The 17,933-nt window shown below is 71.7% G+C and carries 18 protein-coding genes; 2 read left to right on the top strand and 16 right to left on the bottom strand.

All coding sequences use genetic code 11. From position 1 onward, the window contains the following. Positions 1–71 precede the first annotated feature (71 nt). The 6 genes from DDJ31_RS39940 to DDJ31_RS39755 form a co-directional block, all read right to left on the bottom strand. On the bottom strand, positions 72–182 hold the full coding sequence (locus DDJ31_RS39940) for a putative leader peptide (protein WP_348542060.1): 111 nt from the start codon (positions 180–182) through the stop codon (positions 72–74). A 50-nt stretch (positions 183–232) separates the two neighbouring features. Then, positions 233–1,111: a GNAT family N-acetyltransferase gene (locus DDJ31_RS34110; protein WP_127176559.1), complete on the bottom strand. Its 879-nt coding sequence runs from the start codon at positions 1,109–1,111 to the stop codon at positions 233–235. Between the two features lie 69 nt (positions 1,112–1,180). Beyond that, on the bottom strand, positions 1,181–1,966 hold the full coding sequence (locus DDJ31_RS34105; protein ID WP_127176560.1) for an amino acid ABC transporter ATP-binding protein: 786 nt from the start codon (positions 1,964–1,966) through the stop codon (positions 1,181–1,183). Continuing rightward, positions 1,963–2,943, bottom strand: coding sequence for an amino acid ABC transporter permease (locus tag DDJ31_RS34100; protein ID WP_127176561.1), 981 nt, complete (start codon positions 2,941–2,943; stop codon positions 1,963–1,965). Before DDJ31_RS34100 ends, DDJ31_RS34105 begins: the two co-directional genes overlap by 4 nt. A 435-nt stretch (positions 2,944–3,378) precedes the next feature. Beyond that, positions 3,379–4,254 (bottom strand): glutathione S-transferase C-terminal domain-containing protein, encoded by an 876-nt coding sequence (locus DDJ31_RS34095; RefSeq protein WP_127176562.1) that lies wholly within the window; start codon positions 4,252–4,254, stop codon positions 3,379–3,381. A 109-nt stretch (positions 4,255–4,363) separates the two neighbouring features. Next, positions 4,364–4,486: a putative leader peptide gene (locus DDJ31_RS39755; protein WP_276319296.1), complete on the bottom strand. Its 123-nt coding sequence runs from the start codon at positions 4,484–4,486 to the stop codon at positions 4,364–4,366. A 639-nt stretch (positions 4,487–5,125) separates the two neighbouring features. Here DDJ31_RS39755 and rox point away from each other — a divergent pair. Next, positions 5,126–6,598, top strand: a complete 1,473-nt coding sequence (gene rox, locus DDJ31_RS34090; RefSeq protein WP_127176564.1) for a rifampin monooxygenase — start codon at positions 5,126–5,128, stop codon at positions 6,596–6,598. 41 nt (positions 6,599–6,639) lie between these two features. Here rox and DDJ31_RS34085 read toward each other — a convergent pair whose 3' ends face one another. The 10 genes from DDJ31_RS34085 to DDJ31_RS34040 form a co-directional block, all read right to left on the bottom strand. Continuing rightward, complete coding sequence (locus DDJ31_RS34085; RefSeq protein WP_127176565.1) at positions 6,640–8,229, bottom strand: MFS transporter; 1,590 nt, start codon at positions 8,227–8,229, stop codon at positions 6,640–6,642. 139 nt (positions 8,230–8,368) lie between these two features. Beyond that, a complete protein-coding gene (aepX, locus tag DDJ31_RS34080; protein WP_127176566.1) occupies positions 8,369–9,280 on the bottom strand; it encodes a phosphoenolpyruvate mutase in 912 nt (303 codons plus the stop codon). Continuing rightward, positions 9,277–10,452, bottom strand: a complete 1,176-nt coding sequence (locus DDJ31_RS34075; protein ID WP_127176567.1) for a thiamine pyrophosphate-dependent enzyme — start codon at positions 10,450–10,452, stop codon at positions 9,277–9,279. The genes aepX and DDJ31_RS34075 overlap by 4 nt, the downstream gene beginning before the upstream one ends. 2 nt (positions 10,453–10,454) lie before the next feature. Next, positions 10,455–11,297, bottom strand: coding sequence for a TauD/TfdA dioxygenase family protein (locus tag DDJ31_RS34070; RefSeq protein ID WP_127176568.1), 843 nt, complete (start codon positions 11,295–11,297; stop codon positions 10,455–10,457). Then, on the bottom strand, positions 11,266–12,396 hold the full coding sequence (locus DDJ31_RS34065) for a polyprenyl synthetase family protein (protein ID WP_127176569.1): 1,131 nt from the start codon (positions 12,394–12,396) through the stop codon (positions 11,266–11,268). The genes DDJ31_RS34070 and DDJ31_RS34065 overlap by 32 nt, the downstream gene beginning before the upstream one ends. Then, a complete protein-coding gene (locus tag DDJ31_RS34060) occupies positions 12,393–13,184 on the bottom strand; it encodes an SAM-dependent methyltransferase (RefSeq protein WP_164784837.1) in 792 nt (263 codons plus the stop codon). The genes DDJ31_RS34065 and DDJ31_RS34060 overlap by 4 nt, the downstream gene beginning before the upstream one ends. 441 nt (positions 13,185–13,625) lie before the next feature. Continuing rightward, positions 13,626–15,002, bottom strand: a complete 1,377-nt coding sequence (locus tag DDJ31_RS34055) for a cytochrome P450 (RefSeq protein WP_127176571.1) — start codon at positions 15,000–15,002, stop codon at positions 13,626–13,628. Further along, positions 14,999–16,033, bottom strand: a complete 1,035-nt coding sequence (locus DDJ31_RS34050) for a polyprenyl synthetase family protein (RefSeq protein ID WP_164784838.1) — start codon at positions 16,031–16,033, stop codon at positions 14,999–15,001. Before DDJ31_RS34050 ends, DDJ31_RS34055 begins: the two co-directional genes overlap by 4 nt. Continuing rightward, entirely contained in the window at positions 16,030–16,263 is a 234-nt protein-coding gene (locus DDJ31_RS34045; RefSeq protein WP_164784839.1) for a hypothetical protein, read from the bottom strand. The genes DDJ31_RS34050 and DDJ31_RS34045 overlap by 4 nt, the downstream gene beginning before the upstream one ends. Before the next feature lie 44 nt (positions 16,264–16,307). Then, the gene (locus DDJ31_RS34040; protein WP_127176573.1) at positions 16,308–16,706 is read right to left on the bottom strand and encodes a hypothetical protein; all 399 of its coding nucleotides are present in this window, start codon (positions 16,704–16,706) and stop codon (positions 16,308–16,310) included. Positions 16,707–17,315: 609 nt separating this feature from the next. On the opposite strand from DDJ31_RS34040, the gene DDJ31_RS34035 reads away from it, so the two are divergent. Continuing rightward, positions 17,316–17,900 (top strand): TerD family protein, encoded by a 585-nt coding sequence (locus tag DDJ31_RS34035; protein ID WP_127176574.1) that lies wholly within the window; start codon positions 17,316–17,318, stop codon positions 17,898–17,900. Positions 17,901–17,933: the final 33 nt, after the last annotated feature.

Raw genomic sequence — 17,933 nt, 5'->3', positions numbered from 1 at the left:
GGTGCCTTCCTGGAGGTCCGTACGAGATCACCGGGCCGCATGAGCGGGCGCGCGGCGGCTGGGGCAACGGGTCAGGAGCAACAGAGCGCGCCGGCCACGCGCTGGAGGTCGATGTGCGGCCGGGAGGTGAGGCGCACGCGACGGCGCGGGTTCAGGGCGCGGACACAGAGCACGCGGGTCATGGTCCGTCCCTCCGTCCGCTCGGCCGTCGTCTCTGGGGCCAACCGCACGGCTACGCGGTTTCTTCCTGCGCGGCGGCCCGGATCGCGCGCGGTCGCTCGGACGGTGCGGACGTCCCGGCGGGCTCCGCGGCTGCCGTGCGGCGGACCCGGGTGAAGACGGTCCGGCGGCGGAGCGTGAAGCCGATCGACTCGTAGAGCCGGATCGCGTCGGTGTTGTCGGCCGCCGCGTGCAGGAACGGCTGCTCGCCGCGGGCCCTGACGCCCGCGGCGACCGCGCGGACCAGGCGGGTGGCGAGACCCTGGCCGCGGTGGGCCGGGTCGGTGCAGACCGCGCTGATCTCGGTCCAGCCGGCCGGCCGCAGCCGCTCCCCGGCCAGCGCGATCAGCCGGCCGTGCCGCCGGATGCCGAGGTAGGTGCCCAGCTCGACGGTGCGGGGCAGGTAGGGGCCGGGTTCGGTGCGGGCGACGAGGTCGAGGATCTCCGGCACGTCGTCGGGTCCGAGGCGGACGGCCTCGGGGTCGTCCTCGGCGCGCAGCGCGGTGTCGACGAGCTGGACGCCGTACCCGGTGCGCACGGTCTCCCAGCCGGCCGGGCCGCCGGTCACCCCGCGCACGGAGGCGATGCCGCCGGGACCGACGAGTCGCGCCAGGTCGGCCCAGGCCCGGGGGTCGCGGGGGTCGGAGACGGCGTGGAAGGGGGCCACGTCGGCGGGGTAGCGGGCGGCGCGGCCGACGCGTTCGGCGAAGTGGGCGTGCGGGCCGGTGAGCGCGGCCCAGGCGGGGTTGTCGAGGGGGTGGGAGGGGTCGCCCGGGTCGTCCTGGAGGTCGGAGGGGGCCGGGGTGAGGAGGTCGGAGCCGGGTGCGGCGGGTGCGGGTGCGGTGGCCGGGGCGGGTGAGGGTGCGGTGGCCGGGGCGGGTGCGGTGGACATCGGGTGGCGTTCTCCGGAGCGGGTGAGCGGGGGTGGCGTCGGAGCTGCGGGGCACGGGGGCGCCGGTGTTCAGAGGACCTTGCTCAGGAAGTCCCGGGTCCGTTCGTGCCGCGGGCGGTCGAGGACCTCGGACGGCGGGCCTTGTTCGACGATCCGGCCGCCGTCGATGAAGACGACCCGGTCGGCGACCTCGCGGGCGAACCCGACCTCGTGGGTGACGATCACCAGGGTGGTGCCGCTGGTCGCCAAGTCCTTGATGACGGCGAGGACTTCACCGACCAGCTCGGGGTCGAGGGCGGAGGTCGGCTCGTCGAAGAGGATGACTCCGGGGCGCAGGGCGAGCGCGCGGGCGATGGCCACGCGCTGCTGCTGGCCGCCGGAGAGCTGCCTCGGGTAGGCGCCGGTGCGGTCCGCGAGGCCGACCCGGTCGAGGAGTTCACGGGCGAGCGCGAGCGCCTCGGGCTTGGCGAGCCTGCCGGTGGCGACCGGGGCGGCGGCGACGTTGTCCAGGACGGTCAGGTGCGGGAAGAGGTTGAAGTTCTGGAAGACGAATCCGATCCGGGAGCGCTGGGTCAGGATGGCGCGCTCGCTCAGCTCCTTCAGCCGCTCGCCCTGCCGGCGCACGCCGATCAACTCGCCGTTGACACTGACGTATCCGATCTCCGGCTTCTCCAGATGGTTGATGACGCGCAGCAGGGTGGACTTCCCTGAGCCGGACGGTCCGAGGATCACGGTGACCTCGCCCGGCCGCACGGTCAGGTCGACGCCGTCCAGGACGCGCAGCGCGCCGTACCACTTGTGCACGCCGTGCACCTCGACGGCGGCGGGGGTCACGGTCGGTGTGCCCGTGCTCATACGGCGGCCTCCCGGCGTGCGCGCTCCCGCAGGTCCCGCAGGGCGGAGCGGATCTTCTGTACGGGTGTCGGCGGCAGCGACCGGGTGGCGCCCCTGGCGTAGTGCCGCTCGACGTAGAACTGGACGACGGAGACCAGGCTGGTCAGGATCAGGTACCAGACGGTGACCACCAGGAGCAGCGGCACGATGTCGCCGGGGTAGGTGGAGCCCATCGTCTGGACGGTCCCGAACAGGTCGAGGAGCGAGACGTAGAAGACCAGCGAGGTGCTCTTGACCAGGCCGATCAGCTGGTTGACGTAGTTCGGGGTGATGGAGCGCAGGGCCTGCGGCAGGACGATCCTGGTGAACTGGTAGCCCTTGGGGAGCCCGAGCGCGGAGGACGCCTCGTGCTGTCCCTGGTCGACGGAGAGGATCCCGCCGCGCACCACCTCGGCGGCGTAGGCGGCCTCGTTGAGGCTGAGTCCGATGACGGCGACGACCATGTCGGTGGCGAGCCGTGACTCGTCGAAGGAGAAGAAGGCGGGTCCGAAGGGGAGGCCGATGCTCAACGTCCGGTACAGGGCACTGAAGTTGTAGAGGAAGATCAGGACGACGATGAGCGGGATGGAGCGCAGGGCCCAGACGTAGGTCCAGCTGACGGCGCGCAGCACCGGGCTCCGCGACAGCCGGGCGAGGGCCAGCAGGATGCCGCCGAGGAGTCCCAACACCGCGCTGTAGGCGGTGACTTGGAGGGTGATGAGGAGCCCGTCGAGGATCGTGGGCCGCAGGAACCAGTAGCCGAAGCGGTCCCATTGGTAGAACGGGTTGGTGGCGAGTCCGTGCGCGAACTGGGCCACCAGGACCAGTACGACGGCGGTGGCGATCCAGCGTCCCGGTCTGCGCAGCGGTACGACGCGCTGTGCGGTGAGGGTTTCTGACGGTGTGTCGGCCGCCGGTGCCTCGGCGAGGGACACGGCGGCGCCTGGGGGTTCACTCATGGCGGGCTCCGGCGGAGTCGGATGCCCCGGGCGGCGGCGGTGGCGCGGGGCCGCGGGACGCGGGCGGGCGCGGGTGCACGGGACCGGGGCGGGAGGGGAACGGGACACCGGGGAGCCGGTGTTCGTCAGGTGCGCGCGGGCAGGGCGGTGGTCAGCCCCGACAGCGGGCGCGGCCCGGTGCGGTACACAGTGCGCTGTTGACGCGGAGCAGATCGACGGCGCGGTCGGCGACGAGGGGTTCGGCGTGCGGGCGTACGCAGCCCGTGGAGCGGCGTGCGGCCGTCCTGGGAGCTGCGTACATGGCGTCCACCCGTCACTGTGCGGTCCCCGAGGGGTCGCGCGCTTCACCGAGAACGTCGTCAGGGACCGTTCCGGGCCGTAAGTAAAGACAGGGACCGCACGGATGTCAACGCCGGTCCAGGTGGTGGACCGGCGCTACGGACGGGTGGTGTGCGCCGTCCAGTCGAGGATCTGGACGGCGGCTCCCGCGGACTCGAGGCCCTGGCAGCGGGCGCGGTGGCGGCGTTCGATGCCGGCCAGGTCGAGGTGGCCGCCGAAGGCCGGGTGGGCGGTGATCGCGCGGGCGTAGGACCAGAGCGCGGGGTGGTCGGCGATGCGGTGGACGGCGGTGGCGTCGAGGTGCTGGCGGTGCACGGTGTCGAGCTGGACGAGGGTCGTCCAGACCTCGACGTCGGCGGCGGTGACCTGGTCCCTGATCATGTACGCGCGCCCGTCGAGCCAGCGGTCGAGCGCGCCGAGCGTCTCCAGCAACGTGCCGAGCGCCGCGTCCCGTTCGGCCTGTCCGCCCTCGGCGGCCCCGGCCCGCTGCGCCGCCTCGTCGACGCCCTGCCGGCACATCCGCTCGACGGCCTCGATCTCCGACTCGGCGCCGCACGGGTAGGGGGCGGGCCCCGCGCCGCCGAAGCGGGAGAGGTCGCGCGTGATGTCGGGGGTGTGGGTGCTGACGATCCGTCCGGACCAGGAGTCGCTGAGCACGGGTCCGAGGGCGGGCCCGGGGTAGCGGTGGGCGCTGGCCTCGTAGAGCGGGCGCAGGACGGCGTGGCCGCGCTCGGGGTCGGCGGGGACGGCGGGCAGGAAGGTGGCCGGACAGTCGGTGTCGAGTCCGAGCAGGCTGTGCACGACGGCGATGCGGAGGCCGTCGGGACAGGCGGTCGACAGGTGCAGCCGGTAGCGGCCGGGAACGGCGTAGTGGCCGCTGCGCGCGTCCCGCCCGATCCGGCCCCGGAAGGCGGGCGCGGTCCTGGCGGTGGCGTGGGTGGCGGCGTGGGCGGACAGCGGTGTGACGGTCATGGATCTCCCCGGGGGCGGGCGCGGACGTACGCGCGCGGAAGCGACGTCGGACAACGGAGCCGGATCCACCCGCGCCCGCGGCGGCGGGGGCGCGGGGGTGGGCGGGGGCTCAGGCCAGGGGGTCGATCGCGCTGCACACACGCAGCAGATCGATGTGCAGGCGGGAGGTCAGCAGCGGCGACGGCCGAGGTGTGCGGCTCACACCGTCGACGGCCGACTCAAGGCGCCTCATGTTTCCCTACCTGTTCACTAGGATTCCCATCTGGAGTGTCGGCCCGGGTGGAGACGGCGTCAAGGGGGCGTCCAGTGGTTGGCCGGGCTCCCGCCGGGGACGGCCGCCGAAGGCTTCCGGCGCGGCCGAGAGCGAACAGCCGACCGAGCACCCGCTGGGTCTCCCGGGATGCCCGTGCACGACCCGTTCGTCGTCGCCGACTTGGAGACCCGTCCACCGCAGCCGCGACCTGCGCGGCCCGGGGAGCAGCGGCGTCCGCTGCCGCGCGAGGACAGCGGCCACGGCATGCTGTTCCACACCTTCGAGGGGCGGCTTGGCGGCGCGGCGGAGGGAGAGCGATCCGCGGCGGTGTGCGGGCCGGGCGGTGATCGGCGTCGGCGGGCGCGAGCGGCGAGCCAAAAACCCGGACACAAAGAAAGGCAAGGAGTTCTTCCGCTCCTCGCCATACTCAAGATATAGCGCATGGGGGGCCTTGCGGCAAGGCCCCCCATGTGCTGCAAAATCTCCGCTCGAAGCCGGTACCTGCGCACATCGGTGATGCGCGGACTTTGCGCGCTCTGTGGCCTTTCGGGCGTCCGTGACGCCGGGACGTGCGCGGTGGCCGGCCGGACATCCGGATCTCGGTGAATGGGCGTTTCGATGATTGACGTGATCGTGGTCGGGGGCGGACCGACCGGCCTGATGCTGGCGTCCGAGCTGCGGCTGCACGGTGTGGACGTGGTCGTGCTCGAACGGCTGACCGAGCCGACCGGGCAGTCCCGCGGGCAGGGTCTGCACACCCGCAGTGTCGAGATCATGGACCAGCGCGGGCTGCTGGACCGGTTCCTCGCGGTGAGCAAGAAGTTCCAGGTCGGCGGGTTCTTCGGGGGCGTCCACAAGCCGTGGCCCGAACGGCTCGACACGGCCCACCCCTACGGCCTCGCCACCCAGCAGCCGGTCACCGAGCGGCTGCTCCTGGAGCGCGCCGTCGAACTCGGCGCCGACATCAGGCGCGGCCGCGAGGTGGTCGGGCTGAGCCAGGACGACGACGGCGTGCGCGTCGAGCTGGCGGACGGCACGGCGCTGCGCTCCCGCTACGCCGTCGGCTGCGACGGCGCCCGCAGCCGGGTGCGGGGGCTGCTCGGCGTCGGGTTCCCCGGCGAGCCCGCCCGGGTGGAGACGCTGCTGGGCGAAATGGAGCTGACCGAGGACCCGGCGACGATCGCCGCCGTCGGCGAGGAGGTCAGGAAGACCCAGCTGCGGTTCGGCGCCATGCCCCTCGGGGACGGCTTCTACCGGGTCGTCGTACCGGCCGACGGGGTGGCCGAGGACCGGGAGGAGGCGCCCACCCTCGACGACTTCCGGCGCCAGCTGCGGGCCTTCTCGGGCACGGACTTCGGGGCCAGGTCGCCGCGCTGGCTCTCCCGGTTCGGTGACGCCACCCGGCTGGTCGAGCGCTACCGGGTGGGCCGGGTGCTGCTCGCGGGCGACGCGGCGCACGTGCACCCGCCGACCGGCGGTCAGGGCCTCAACCTCGGTGTCCAGGACGCGTTCAACCTCGGCTGGAAGCTGGCCGCCGAGGTGAACGGCTGGGCGCCGGGGGACCTGCTCGACAGCTACCACGCGGAGCGGCACCCGGTCGGCGCCGCCGTCCTCGACAACACCCGTGCGCAGATGACCCTGTTGGGCTCGGACCCGGGCGCGGTCGCGCTGCGCGCGCTGCTCTCCCGGCTGCTGGACTTCGACGAGGCGAACGCGTACGTGACCGGGATGATCACCGCGGTCGGGGTCCGCTACGACCTCGGGGAAGGCCATGAACTCCTCGGGCGGCGGCTCCGTGACGTACGGCTGAAGCAGGGCCGTCTGTACGAACTCCAGCACGCGGGCCGGGGGTTGCTCCTCGACCAGACCGGGCGGCTCTCGGTGGCGGGCTGGGCCGACCGGGTCGATCTGGTCGCCGATGTCATCGACGACCTCGACGTCCGCGAGGAACTGGACGCCCCCGCCGTGCTGTTGCGGCCCGACGGCCATGTGGCGTGGGTGGGTGACGAGGGGCAGCCGGGTCTCCAGGACGCCCTGGCACGGTGGTTCGGCGCTCCCCGCGACGCGCGCGGCCGGGAGGCCGACGGGTAGAGCCGCGCGGGTTCACGCGACGGCGGGCACCGCGCGTCGGCTCAGGCGTCCGCCGTCCGCCCCGGCATCACCAGGTACACGATCACCGTCGTGACCAGCACCACCACGGCCGCCGTCACCCAGGTGATCCGCATGGCCTGCACGAACCCGCCGTACGCGGCCTGCGCGACCGTGTGCGCCTGGAGGTCCCGGCCGTGGGCCGCGAGGTCGTCGGCGACCTGGAGGGTGCCCGCGACCGATCCGCTCGCCTGCCCCTCCCGGCCCTCCCCCAGGCCGTCGACCGCCGGGCCGATCCTGGTGTGGTAGGCGGCGTTGAGCACGGAGCCGAGGACGGCGGCCCCGAGCGAGGCCCCGACCTGCCGGAAGGTGTTGTTCACCGCGGAGGCCGCGCCCGACTCCTCGGCCGGCATCGCGGACACGATCGTCCCGGTCGACGGCGGGTGCACATGCGCGGTGCCGGCGCCGAAGACGAACAGATACGCCTCGAAGACCCAGATCGAGGTGGCCCGGTCGACCGTGGCCAGTCCGATCAGACCGGCCGCCATGACCGCCAGCCCCGAGGTGCAGACGGCGCGCACCCCGAACCGGGTGACGAGCTTCGGCACCCGCGGCGCGAAGATGATCAACGAGGCCGCCAGCGGCAGCACGCAGACGCCGGTGACCAGCGGGCCGTAGCCGCGCACGCTCTGCAGATAGAAGGTGATCACGAAGGTGCCGCCGACCAGCGTGAAGTAGAGCACGCCCAGCGAGGTCGCCGCCGCCGCGAAGCCGCGCTCCCTGAAGTACCGCATGTCCAGGGCCGGTTGGCTCACGTGCCGCTCCCACAGGACGAACGTGACGAGCAGCGCGAGGCCCGCGGCGAGCGGCACTCCCGCGTCCCGGCCCGTCCAGTCGTTCAGTTCACCGGCCTTGATCACCCCGTAGACCACGCCGAGCAGGCCGAGTCCCGACAGCGCGATGCCCGGGAGGTCCATCCGGCGGGCGGGGGCGGTGCCGGAGCGCCGGGTGTCCGGCAGGACGAAGAACATCGCGACGAGGGTGACGAGCACGACAGGAACGTTGACCAGGAACACCGCGCCCCACCAGAACCGTTCGAGCAGCGCGCCGCCGATGATCGGTCCGAGGGCGACGGCCACGCCGACCACGGCGGTCCAGATGCCCAGCGCCCTGGTGCGCCGCTCGCCGGGGAAGACCGCGGAGATGATGGCCAGGGTCGCGGGCATGATGAGGGACCCGGCGACCCCCATGAGGGCGCGCAGGCCGATCAGTTGGTCCGGGGTCCGCGCGTTCGCCGACAGGGCGGAGGCGACGCCGAAGAGGGCGATGCCCGCGATGAGCAGCTTCTTGTGGCCGACCCGGTCGCCCAGCAGCCCCGAGCCCAGCAGGAGGCCCGCGTAGGCGAGGGTGTAGGAGTCGACGGCCCACTGGAGCCGGCCGTGGTCGGCGCCCAGGCCGACGGGCGCGGGCTCGGCGAGGGTCTTCAGGGCCACGTTGAGGATGGAGTTGTCCATCGACACCATCAGGACGGCGGCCAGGACGACGACGAGCACCAGGGTGTGGCGTGGCTCGCGGCCGGGTCCTTCGGGGGCCCGGAGCGGCAGGTCGGACGCGGCGGGGACGGATGCGCTCACGGTCCTTGGTCCTCTCGGGGACGGGTGGCGGGCGACGGGGGGACACGGCGGCCTCACCGCGGCGCGGCCGGGGGTCGGGCCGCCCGTGCGTCCTTATGTACCGAATCGCGGCCGTGTGCGGCAACCGCGACCACGCCCGTCAGCGCCTCGGTGTGTTCCGCTGCGGCAGCCAGCGCTGCTCCGCCTCGGCGAGTTCGTCCTCCCCCTGGATCTCGAAGACCTCGGCCAGGGGCGCGACGGCGTCCTCCACGTTCCGCAGATGCTGTTCGGCGAAGATCGTCGACGCGGTGATCTGCATGGCGCGCAGCGCGGAGCGCATGAGGTGGTTGGCCCAGACGACGGTGGAGAAGCCGTCCTCGGCGAAGACCTCGGTGGGGGTGCGGTAGTACTTCGTCGGCACGATGACGACCGGCAGCCGGTCCCCCCACTCCGCCTTGAACGCCCGGACCTCGTCCGCGTCGGAGCGCGCCGAGTGGACGAGGATGGCGTCGGCGCCCGCGCACCGGTACAACTCGGCCCTGCGCAGCGCCTCGGCGAGGCCCTGGCCGGCGATCAGCGCCTCGGTCCTGGCCACGACGACGAAGTCGGGATCGTGCTGGGCGGACTTCGCGGCGCCGATCTTCCCGGCGAACTCCTCGGCATCGGCGAGCGGTTGGGCGCCGCCGCGGACGAAGCTGTTCATCTTCGGGAACAGCTTGTCCTCGACGCACACGCCGGCGACGCCGCGTTGTTCGAGTTTGCGGACCAGGCGCCGCACCGAGTTGAAGTTGCCGTAGCCGGTGTCGCCGTCGAGCAGGATCGGGATCCTGGTGGCGTCGCTCATGAACTCGGCGACCTCAAGGACCTGGGTCCAGCTCGCCTCGTTGCTGTCGCGGACCCCGAGGGCCGCCGCGATCGACAGGCCGCTGGCCCAGATGCCCTCGAACCCCGCCCGCTCGACGAGTTTCGCCGACAGGCCGTTGTGCGCCTCCATCAGGAAGCTCAGCTCCGGGCGGTCGAGGAGGTGCCGGAGCGCCGCCGCCCTGCTCGTGGTCCGTCCCGGGGCGGTCATGAGGCCGGGGCGGTGATGGCGGGCGGGTCGAGCAGGGCGCGCAGCCGGGTCGCGATCTCCGGGAGGGCGAGCGGGACCCGGGGTGCGGGCACCGGGTCGGTCGTCACCTTGATCTCCAGCAGCCGGGGGCCCGGCTGGGCCGTCACCTTGTCGTAGGCGGGCGGGAGTTCGGCGAGCGAGTCGCAGCACGCGGTGGCGGCGTAGCCGAGGAGTTCGGCGGTCGCGGCGAACGGTACGGAGCCCTGGATCGGCTGTCCTCCGGTGGAGTCGTAGCAGCCGTTGTTGAAGACGACGTGGAGGAAGTCGGGTCCCGCGGAGGCCGCCGCGCTGACGAGGGTGCCGAACCGCATCAGGACGGCTCCGTCGCCGTCGAAGACCGCGACGGGACGCCGTCCCGAGCGGGCCATGCCGAGGCCGACGGCTCCGGCGCAGCCCATGGAGCCGCTGAGGTAGAGGTGGGTCGGGCGGTCGCCCGCCGCGTACAGTTCGCGGCTGGTCAGCCCGGTCGTCGTGATGACCACCTGTTCCTCGGGCAGCCGGGCGCGCAGCCATCTGATGGCGTCGGCGCGGCTCAACGTCGGTGCGGTGGACGGGAGTCGGTCCGGTGCGGTGCGGGCGAGCGGCACGGGTACCGGGACGTCGCGGAAGGAGCCCTTGCGGGTGAGCAGGCAGTAGGGCCTGCGGGTGGTCTCCATGACGCACTCGGCCTCCTCGATCGCCCGGACGAATCCGTCGGGGTCGCTGGGCAGCCAGGCGTGGCGGATCCCGACGTCGTCGAGGATCCTGGCCGTGGTGCGTCCCATCACGTCGTGGTGGGGTTCGTCGCGGGTGCCGGGTTCGCCGCGGACCGACACCAGCAGCAGCACCGGGATGCCGTAGGGCAGGCAGAGGGAGGCGAGCGGGTTGAGGGCGTCGCCGAGCCCGGAGTTCTGCAGGGCGACGACGACGCGCCGGCCGGCCAGCCAGGCGCCGGCGGCGACCGACACCGCCTCGCCCTCGCAGGTCGCGGGGAAGTAGACGATGTCGGGCCGCTGGGCGGCGCGCTCCAGCAGGGGTTTGAGGTAGCTGCACGGGACGACGGCGAGTTCGCGGTAGCCGTGGGCGAGCAGCGTGTCGAGGACCGCGTCGGGGTCGAGGGCGGGGGTGCCCTCCGGGAGGGCGGGCGCGTCCATGGTCACCTCGCCTGGATCCGGCGCATCAGCCGGCGGGAGCCGTCCGGGATCGCGTCGCGGCGGTGCATCATGACGCGGTTGTCCCAGACCACGAGGTCGCCCGGCCGCCAGCGGTGCGGCCAGGACAGGGCGGGGTCGTCGCAGTACCCCCAGAGTTCGTCGAGGAGCGCGTCGGACTCGGCGAGCGGCAGCCCCGGGATGTAGGCGTTCAGGCGGCGCCCCAGGTAGAGGGCCTTGCGCCCGGTCTCGGGCCGGACCCTGACCAGGGGGTGGACGGCGCCCGACGAGGTGGTGACGTCAAGGACGGGGACGCGGCCGTGCCGCAGGTCGCCCGCCGCGGTGCGGCTGTCGTCGTGTTTGCAGGACAGGGTCGCGATCCGGGCGCGCAGGGCGGCGGGCAGGCTGTCGTGGACGGCCGTCATGTCGAGGAACCAGGTGTCGCCGGCCGCTTCGGGGGTCTCGACGGCGTAGAGGGCGCTGGCGAGGGCGGGTTCGGGCACGTAGCACATGTCGGTGTGCCAGCTCAGGTCGCCGCCGCCGAGGTGGCCGACGCGTCGGCCGTTCTCCACGATGTTCGAGATGATCATGATCTCGGGCGGCAGCCCGGTGGTGTCGACGATGTCCTCCTGGACCGGCACCGGTACCGGGGTGCCGAAGATCGCGCCGAACCGCACGAGGTCCTCGGGGGTCAGATCGCACTGGTGGAACACCAGGACCGGATGGCGCAGCCAGGCCTCCTTGATCCGGGGGGCGGCTTCGGGCAGCCGGGCCGTGGTGAGCGCGGGGAGCGTGACGAACGGCGGCGCGGCCGGCTCAACGTCGCCCAGCTGAGGGTGAGTTGCCATGGGTCCTCCTTTCGGCGGGAGCGGGAGCGAGTGAGGGGGACGAGGAGGGGGCGGGTGCGGTGCCGGGAGCGGACGCGGGGGCACCGGCGAACAGGTTCCGGGTCAGCTCGACGAGGTCGGAGACCGCGCAGCGTGCCAGCGGCGGTGTGGTCAGCCGTTCCACGGCGAGCGTGGCGAGCCGTCGCACTTCCCGCAGGGTGGCGCCCGCGGCGTCGGCACCGTCGAGCAGTTCCATGATCGCGGCGATCTCGGGGTCGCCCGGTTCCGGGTGGGCGAGCAGCTCGCGCAGCCGGGGGCGGTCCGCGGGGGCGCAGCGCAGCTGTCCGACGACGATCGGGTAGGTCTTCTTGTGCCCGCGGATGTCGCTGAGCAGGGGTTTGCCGTTGCGTTCCGCGCTGCCCCACAGGCCGCGGTGGTCGTCGACGATCGAGAAGGCGGTGGCGACCAGCGCGCCGAACTCGCGGAAGGCGGCGCGGATCGCGGGGTCGGGGGTGCTGACCGCCGCAGCGAGTTCGATCCCGCATCTGATCAGGCAGGAGCGGCCGAGGGCCACGGTTCTGACCTCGTCGAGCGTGAGGTCGAACCGTCGTTCCCAGTCCAGGTCGAGGTGTTGGGCGTCGGCCATCTCCAGGCAGGATTCGAGGAGCGTTCTGGTGAGGTCGCGGGTGTCGGCGTGGGAGCCGCCCTGTGCGGGGTAGTCCTGGAGGGCGTCGAGTCCGACGACGTAGATCCCGGCGGCGGCCGTCATCGCGTGGCCCGTGCCGTAACTGACCCAGAGCGCCGGGCGGTTCCTGCGCGTCCGGTCGCGGTCCATGATGTCGTCGAGGATGATGCTGAAGTCGTGGACGAGCTGTACGGCGATGCCCGCCGGTATCGCTCCGCGGTGGTCCCCCGCGATGGCCCGCGCGGTCAGCAGCGACAGCAGCGGCCTGACCCGTTTGCCCCGCGCGTTCGGCGCGGTCGGGGTGCCGTCGTCCCAGGAGCGCCAGTCCATGTGGTCGCTGACCATCCGGCGGAACGTGTCGGAGCGGGGCCGCTCGCGGTGCAGGAACGCGAAGAGTTCGTCGTCGAACTCGTCGAGTAAGGCGTCGGGGTTCATGGCCCGATCCGTTCGGCGGCGACCATGAGGTAGGCGATCGTCGAGGTGTCGTACCCGTCGATGAACAGCTTCTCGATGGTGTCGCTGTGTTCGCTGCGCCCGCGCAACTCCCAGTAGGGCAGCGCGTCTTCGTCCATCTGGGCGACGTGGTAGGGCACGAACCCGGACTCCAGCAGGGCCCGCAGATAGGCGCCCCGGGTGTGCATGGTGCAGGCGTAGTGCCGGTCGATCGCGGAGATGATCTCGTCGCCCGAGCCGCTCTCGTCGACGGCCCAGGTCGCGAAGACGTAGCGGCCGCCGGGTTTGACGATCCGGGCGAACTCCCGGAACAGCGCGGTGAGGTCACTGACGTACATGGTGACCTCGTTGGTGAGGGCGGCGTCGACGGTCGCGGTGGGCAGTCCGGTGCGCAGCATGTTCATGAAGTGGAACCGCACCTTGTCGGCGCAGCCGCGCTCGTGGGCGCTGCGTTCGGCGAACCCGCGCTGGTACTGGGAGATGGTGGCGCCGTCGACGGAGCAGCCGAGGCGTTCGTGGGCCATGAACGCCGTTCCGCCGCGTCCGGAGCCGCCGTCGAAGATCCGGTGTTCGGGGCCGAGTCCGTCGAGCAGGTCGAGCAGCCGCTCGGTCTGGGCGTTCTCCAGTTCGTGCAGCCGCCGCTGGATCGCGGATTCGTCCTGGAGGGCGCCGGGTGACCGGTCGAAGTCGCCGATCCCGAAATGGTGGTGGACGAGGTTGGTCTCTTTGCCGAGCAGCAGGTTGAAATCGTTCTGTTTCTCGTCGTACATCCGGGCGACTTCGCGCTCGTATTCGGTGTCGATGACGGCTCGACGGCCGTCAGGTGCGTTTCCTTCCGGCTCGGGCGGGTTCAGTTCGGATGCGGGTGAGTTCAGCGAGACTTTTCTCATTGCGTACCTCGTCACGGTGAGGGGCGGCCCGGATCTCCGTGTCCGACGGGTGTCGGCCGGGCCGGAAATCGATGTCGGTGGGCTTTTCGGGCGGGCGCCGGGCGGGACCCGGCCGAAAAGGGCTCGCTCGGGATCGCCGGGGCTCACTCCGGTTCCTTCCGCGTGCACGGTGTTCCCGGTGTTCTCCGTGTTGTCGGGTGCTGCCGGGTGTTTCCCGGTGTTCTACGTATTGCCGGGTGTTTCCCAGTGTTCCCCGATGTTTTCCGGTGTTTCCCGGGATCGCCCGGGTTTCTTCGGGATCGCCCCGTTCTCCCGGGTGCTTCAGCGCGGGGCGATGTCGAGGACGAGCGGTTCGGCGCGGCGCAGGAAGGAGACGGGCTGGAGGGTGGCGGGCGCGGGGTCGGCGAGGGTGAAGCGGAAGCGCCGCAGCAGGGTCGCGACGATCATCTTCAGCTCCATCATCGCCACGCCCCGGCCGATACAGACCCGTGGCCCGTATCCGAACGGCAGGAACGCGGCCTTGTGCGCCTCGCCGTGGGTGCTGTCGCGGAAGCGGTCGGGGTCGAAGCGCTGCGGCTCCCTCCAGTGCGCCGGGTCCCGGTGCAGCGCGTACGGCGACACCAGGAGGACAGCGTTGTCGTCGAGTCGCAGACCGCCCAGGGTGTAGGGGCGCCGCACCCGTCTGCTGAGCAGCCAGCCGGGCGGGAAGAGGCGCATCGCCTCCAGGATCGTGTCCTCCGTGTACTCCAGTCGGTGCAGGTCGTCGTAGCCGAGGGGGCGGTCGGCGGGCAGCGCGTCGAGTTCGGCGACCACCCGGTCGGTGATCCCGGGGTGGCGGCCGAGGAGGTCGAAGAGCCAGGTCGCGGCGGTCGTGGTGGTGAGCCAGCCGGCGACGAAGGTGGTCTTCACCTCGGCCAGCAGTTCGTCGTCGCTCCAGCCGGCGCCCGTCTTCTCGTCCCGGCACTCCATCAGCATCGTGAGCAGGCCGGCCCGCTCCGGGGGGTGGGCGCGGTGGTCCTCGATGATCTCGACGATGCTCGCGTTGAGCCGGGCGACCCCGTCGTTGAACCTGCGGTTCGCCGGGGTCGGGAACCACAGCGGCAGCCCCGCAAGGGACCACCGGCGCCGCTGCCGGTACTCCAGGCCGTAGTCGAAGGCGCGGGTCAGGTGTTCGGCGGTCTCCGGGACGGCCACCCCGAACATCATCCGGACGATCATGCGCTGGAGGAGGTCGAGGAGCGCGGCGCTGCAGTCGACGGAGCCGCGGGCGTCGGCGACGGCCTGGAACCGGTCGACGGTCCGCTCGATCTCGCCCGCCGCCGACCCGAACAGCTCCGGCAGGTTCGAGGTCCTGAACGCCGGCTGGAGTTCGTCGCGCCGCTTGCGCCAGGGTTCGTCCTGCATCGTGAAGACGGACTCGCCGAACAGGATGCCGAGGACATCGCTCGTGCGGGTCATGCCGACGTCCGCGCGGGGCGCCGTCATCACCGACCGCACCAGGTCGGGGTCGTTGACCTGGTAGAAGGCCCGCCTGCCGAGCCGTCCGAGGAGCACCACCGGGCCCTTGCGGCTCGCTTCGCCCAGGTAGGCGATGGGGTCCTTCTTCATCCTGACGATGCCGCCGAAGTACGGCAGTCCCGGCATCGCCGCCGGCCGCCCCGGGGCGGCGGGCGCCGACGGTGCGGCGGCCTCGGTCACCGCGGGGCCTGCGAGGTGCGCCGGAAGTAGGCGTCCGCCCAGCGTTCCAGGGGCGCGACGAGCCCGGGGAGGACGTCGGTGAGGGCGCCGACGGCCAGCGAGATCCGATCCCGGATGAGGAATTCGAGGAACGCCCTGGCCTGGATGTCGTCGAGGATCTCGCGGGTCCGCTTGACGTCGCGGCGGGCGGCCGGGGTGTGCAGCAGGTCGACCAGTTCGTCGCGCTGGGGGTGGTCGACGGTGAGGGCGTAGGCGAGCGGGGAGGTCACTTTGACGGGTTCCTTCTCCAGGTCGTCGCCGCCGCCCCAGACGCCTCCCGCGTCGTCGAGGACCTGGACCGCGAACCCGATGTGGTGGCCGAAGGCGGCGAGCGCGTCGACCGCGGGGGCCGGTGCCTCCATCGTCAGGGCGGCGCAGCGCAGCAGGCACTCGTAGATGACGGACGACTTCCAGCCGACCAACTGCTCGTAGAACAGGGCGACTCGGGCGGCCGCCTGGGCCGGGAACGGTGGCTCGGAGCGGAGTTCGGAGTAGCCGACGACGTCGAGGTACTCGCCGATGGACGCGGTGAGGCAGGCGGAGCCCAGTTCGACGGTGGCCCGGGTGACGGCGTGGGCGGTGCCGGGGTCGGTCCCCGGGTCGAGCGCCAGCAGCGGGGCGCGGAAGACCTGGTCCTTCAGGGCGAGGACGAGTTCGATGGCGCCGGCGCCGCCGAGCCGCCGCCAGTGGTCGGACATCGGGTCGCGGTCGACCAGTTGGTCGATCGGCGCGGAGAGGTGGACCATGGTGAACCAGCCGCTGAGGACCCGGGCGGAGGCTTCGGAGGGGCGGTGGTCGAACTCCGCGGCCAGCAGGCTGAGCAACGGCTCCCACAGCCGGGTGCGTTTGTGCAGCGAGCGGACGAACTCGGCTCTGATGCCGGGGTGTTCGGTGAAGGCCGGGTAGGACACGGCGTGTTCGGCGAGGTTCCAGACGATGTCGTCGCGGGTGGCGGCGCCGGTCGTCGACCGGGTGCTCGGCGAGGGGTTCATCGGTGATCGGCCTCTTCCGGGATCTCGAAGTCGACCATGTCGGTGTCGGCCATCGGCAGCCGCAGCATGCGTTCGTCCTCGGGTTCGGCGAGCAGCGCGGCGAGGACGTGCTCGACGCGGGCGCGGTCGGCCGGCGGCGCGCCGTCGAGGATGTCCGCCCATCTCGCGGGCTCGGCCAGGACGCCCGCCTGGAACAGTCTGGACAGGTCGACCAGGTTGATCGGGTTCATGACAGCAGTCACCCCACTGTTTCCGTTGCGGTCCCGTCGGCGGCTCAGAACTCGGAGACCTTGACCACCGTGGGCGTGACGACGTGCCCCTCTTCCATGGACTTCTCCATGGCCGCCTGGATGTAGTGCGCGTTGATCCTGGAGATCGCGCTCTTGGCCAGGTCGGGGCTCTTGACCACGGAGTTCGCCGCGGTGATCGCCAGTTCGGCGACGGCGGGGCCGCAGTCGGCGAGGAGGTTGCCGCGGCGGAAGGTGTTGCCGGCGATGACGGAGGCCGCCGCGTGGATGCTCAGATAGGTGAAGGCGGTGATCAGCTCGGGGAACTCGGTCTCGGCCTTGCGGAGATCCGCGATCAGCGACTTTCCGTCGAGGGAGATCACGGAGGCCATGAATGTCTCGTAGTCGGTGGGGTTCTCAGCGGGCTTTTCGGCTTCGTCGGCCATACTTCGCCTTTCGCGAGTGATCGGTGAAATCCGACTGTGACAACGCGGTGCGGCACCGTCGCCCCTCATTTCCACCCGTTCGAACCTATTCGTTCGAACAATCGGACGTCAAAAAGACGGACGTGACGGAGAACAGGTGACAGAAGTGTCTTCTCGACGTCGCCTCATTCTTGGCGACCCGAGCGCACCCCAGCGCATCGGATCACGAGAACGACTTGGATCTCGGGGACGATCGACGCTCCACCGTACCACTCCGCAACAGAATACGGTGGAGAGATTTCAAGACGGGAAACATTTTGCTAAGCAATGGCCTTGGAATAGTGCGGAGTAATTCTGATCTTGCCGGGAATCCGGGTGCGACCAGCGGGAACACAGCGGAAAGAGATCATCCCGACGGTGGGGGCGACGGCGGCGCGGAGCGCCGGACCGGCTCCTGGACGGCGGCGGAAGCGACAGCCGTGACGGCGGTGACGGCAGGGGCGGCGACCGCGTCGGCGGCGGCGCCGTGCGCCCGTGCCGTCCCCCGGTCGACCCCGCCCGTACGCGACGGCGCCGAGGCCAGGCACACTTTGCCTACATCGGTTTCGTCATCAAAAGGATGATCCACGCATGATTACGCTCACGAAGGAAGACGGCCCCGCGGATCTGGACGGGGTGACCCATCTGTCCATAGGGGTGTCCTGGGACCCCACCGCCGGCAGCAGCGGCGGAGTGATGGGCATGCTGCGCCGCAAGTCCGGCACCGACCTCGACCTGATCGCCATAGCCCTGCAGGGCGGGGACCCGGTGCGGCTCGCCGGCCTCGACTCCCTCGACCCCATGGGCAACGGATCGCTGGCGCACAGCGGCGACAACCAGACCGGGCGCGGGGACGGTGACGACGAGACCGTCACCGTCGAGTTCGCGCGCATCCCGGCCAACATCACCTCCATCGTCTTCGTCGCCGCCGCCTACAAGAAGGGGAGTTCGTTCCAGAAGGCGCGCAACATCAGCTTCAAGGTGTACGACGCGACCGGCGGCACCTCGCAGCAGGTCGCCGACATCTGGCCGAGCCTGCTGACCCAGGACAACGGCTGCGCCGTCGCCAAGGCCGTCCGGGTGGGCGGCAGTTGGAAGCTCGAAGTGATCAACACGACCGGCAAGATCAAGCAGGGCGACGAGCACGCGCTGATGCGGTTCGCGGCCAGCAAGTAGGAGCAGCGGTTCGCTGTAGGCAGGTCACCGCAG

Origin of the sequence: Streptomyces griseoviridis, assembly GCF_005222485.1 — a bacterium.
Lineage (GTDB): Bacteria > Actinomycetota > Actinomycetes > Streptomycetales > Streptomycetaceae > Streptomyces > Streptomyces hintoniae.
Note: the sequence above shows the minus strand (reverse complement) of the source record. Positions and strands in the feature narration are given on the sequence as shown.

Bases quoted from the DNA above. Each gene is read 5' to 3' on its own strand.
- DDJ31_RS34075 (WP_127176567.1), bottom strand. From the start codon at position 10,452: ATGGACGCGCCCGCCCTCCCGGAGGGCACCCCCGCCCTCGACCCCGAC.
- DDJ31_RS34040 (WP_127176573.1), bottom strand. From the start codon at position 16,706: ATGGCCGACGAAGCCGAAAAGCCCGCTGAGAACCCCACCGACTACGAG.
- DDJ31_RS34050 (WP_164784838.1), bottom strand. From the start codon at position 16,033: ATGAACCCCTCGCCGAGCACCCGGTCGACGACCGGCGCCGCCACCCGC.
- DDJ31_RS39755 (WP_276319296.1), bottom strand. From the start codon at position 4,486: ATGAGGCGCCTTGAGTCGGCCGTCGACGGTGTGAGCCGCACACCTCGG.
- DDJ31_RS34045 (WP_164784839.1), bottom strand. From the start codon at position 16,263: ATGAACCCGATCAACCTGGTCGACCTGTCCAGACTGTTCCAGGCGGGC.
- DDJ31_RS34060 (WP_164784837.1), bottom strand. From the start codon at position 13,184: ATGTACGACGAGAAACAGAACGATTTCAACCTGCTGCTCGGCAAAGAG.
- DDJ31_RS34035 (WP_127176574.1), top strand. From the start codon at position 17,316: ATGATTACGCTCACGAAGGAAGACGGCCCCGCGGATCTGGACGGGGTG.
- DDJ31_RS34065 (WP_127176569.1), bottom strand. From the start codon at position 12,396: ATGAACCCCGACGCCTTACTCGACGAGTTCGACGACGAACTCTTCGCG.
- rox (WP_127176564.1), top strand. From the start codon at position 5,126: ATGATTGACGTGATCGTGGTCGGGGGCGGACCGACCGGCCTGATGCTG.
- DDJ31_RS34070 (WP_127176568.1), bottom strand. From the start codon at position 11,297: ATGGCAACTCACCCTCAGCTGGGCGACGTTGAGCCGGCCGCGCCGCCG.
- DDJ31_RS34095 (WP_127176562.1), bottom strand. From the start codon at position 4,254: ATGACCGTCACACCGCTGTCCGCCCACGCCGCCACCCACGCCACCGCC.
- DDJ31_RS34110 (WP_127176559.1), bottom strand. From the start codon at position 1,111: ATGTCCACCGCACCCGCCCCGGCCACCGCACCCTCACCCGCCCCGGCC.
- DDJ31_RS39940 (WP_348542060.1), bottom strand. From the start codon at position 182: ATGACCCGCGTGCTCTGTGTCCGCGCCCTGAACCCGCGCCGTCGCGTG.
- DDJ31_RS34105 (WP_127176560.1), bottom strand. From the start codon at position 1,966: ATGAGCACGGGCACACCGACCGTGACCCCCGCCGCCGTCGAGGTGCAC.
- DDJ31_RS34100 (WP_127176561.1), bottom strand. From the start codon at position 2,943: ATGAGTGAACCCCCAGGCGCCGCCGTGTCCCTCGCCGAGGCACCGGCG.
- aepX (WP_127176566.1), bottom strand. From the start codon at position 9,280: ATGACCGCCCCGGGACGGACCACGAGCAGGGCGGCGGCGCTCCGGCAC.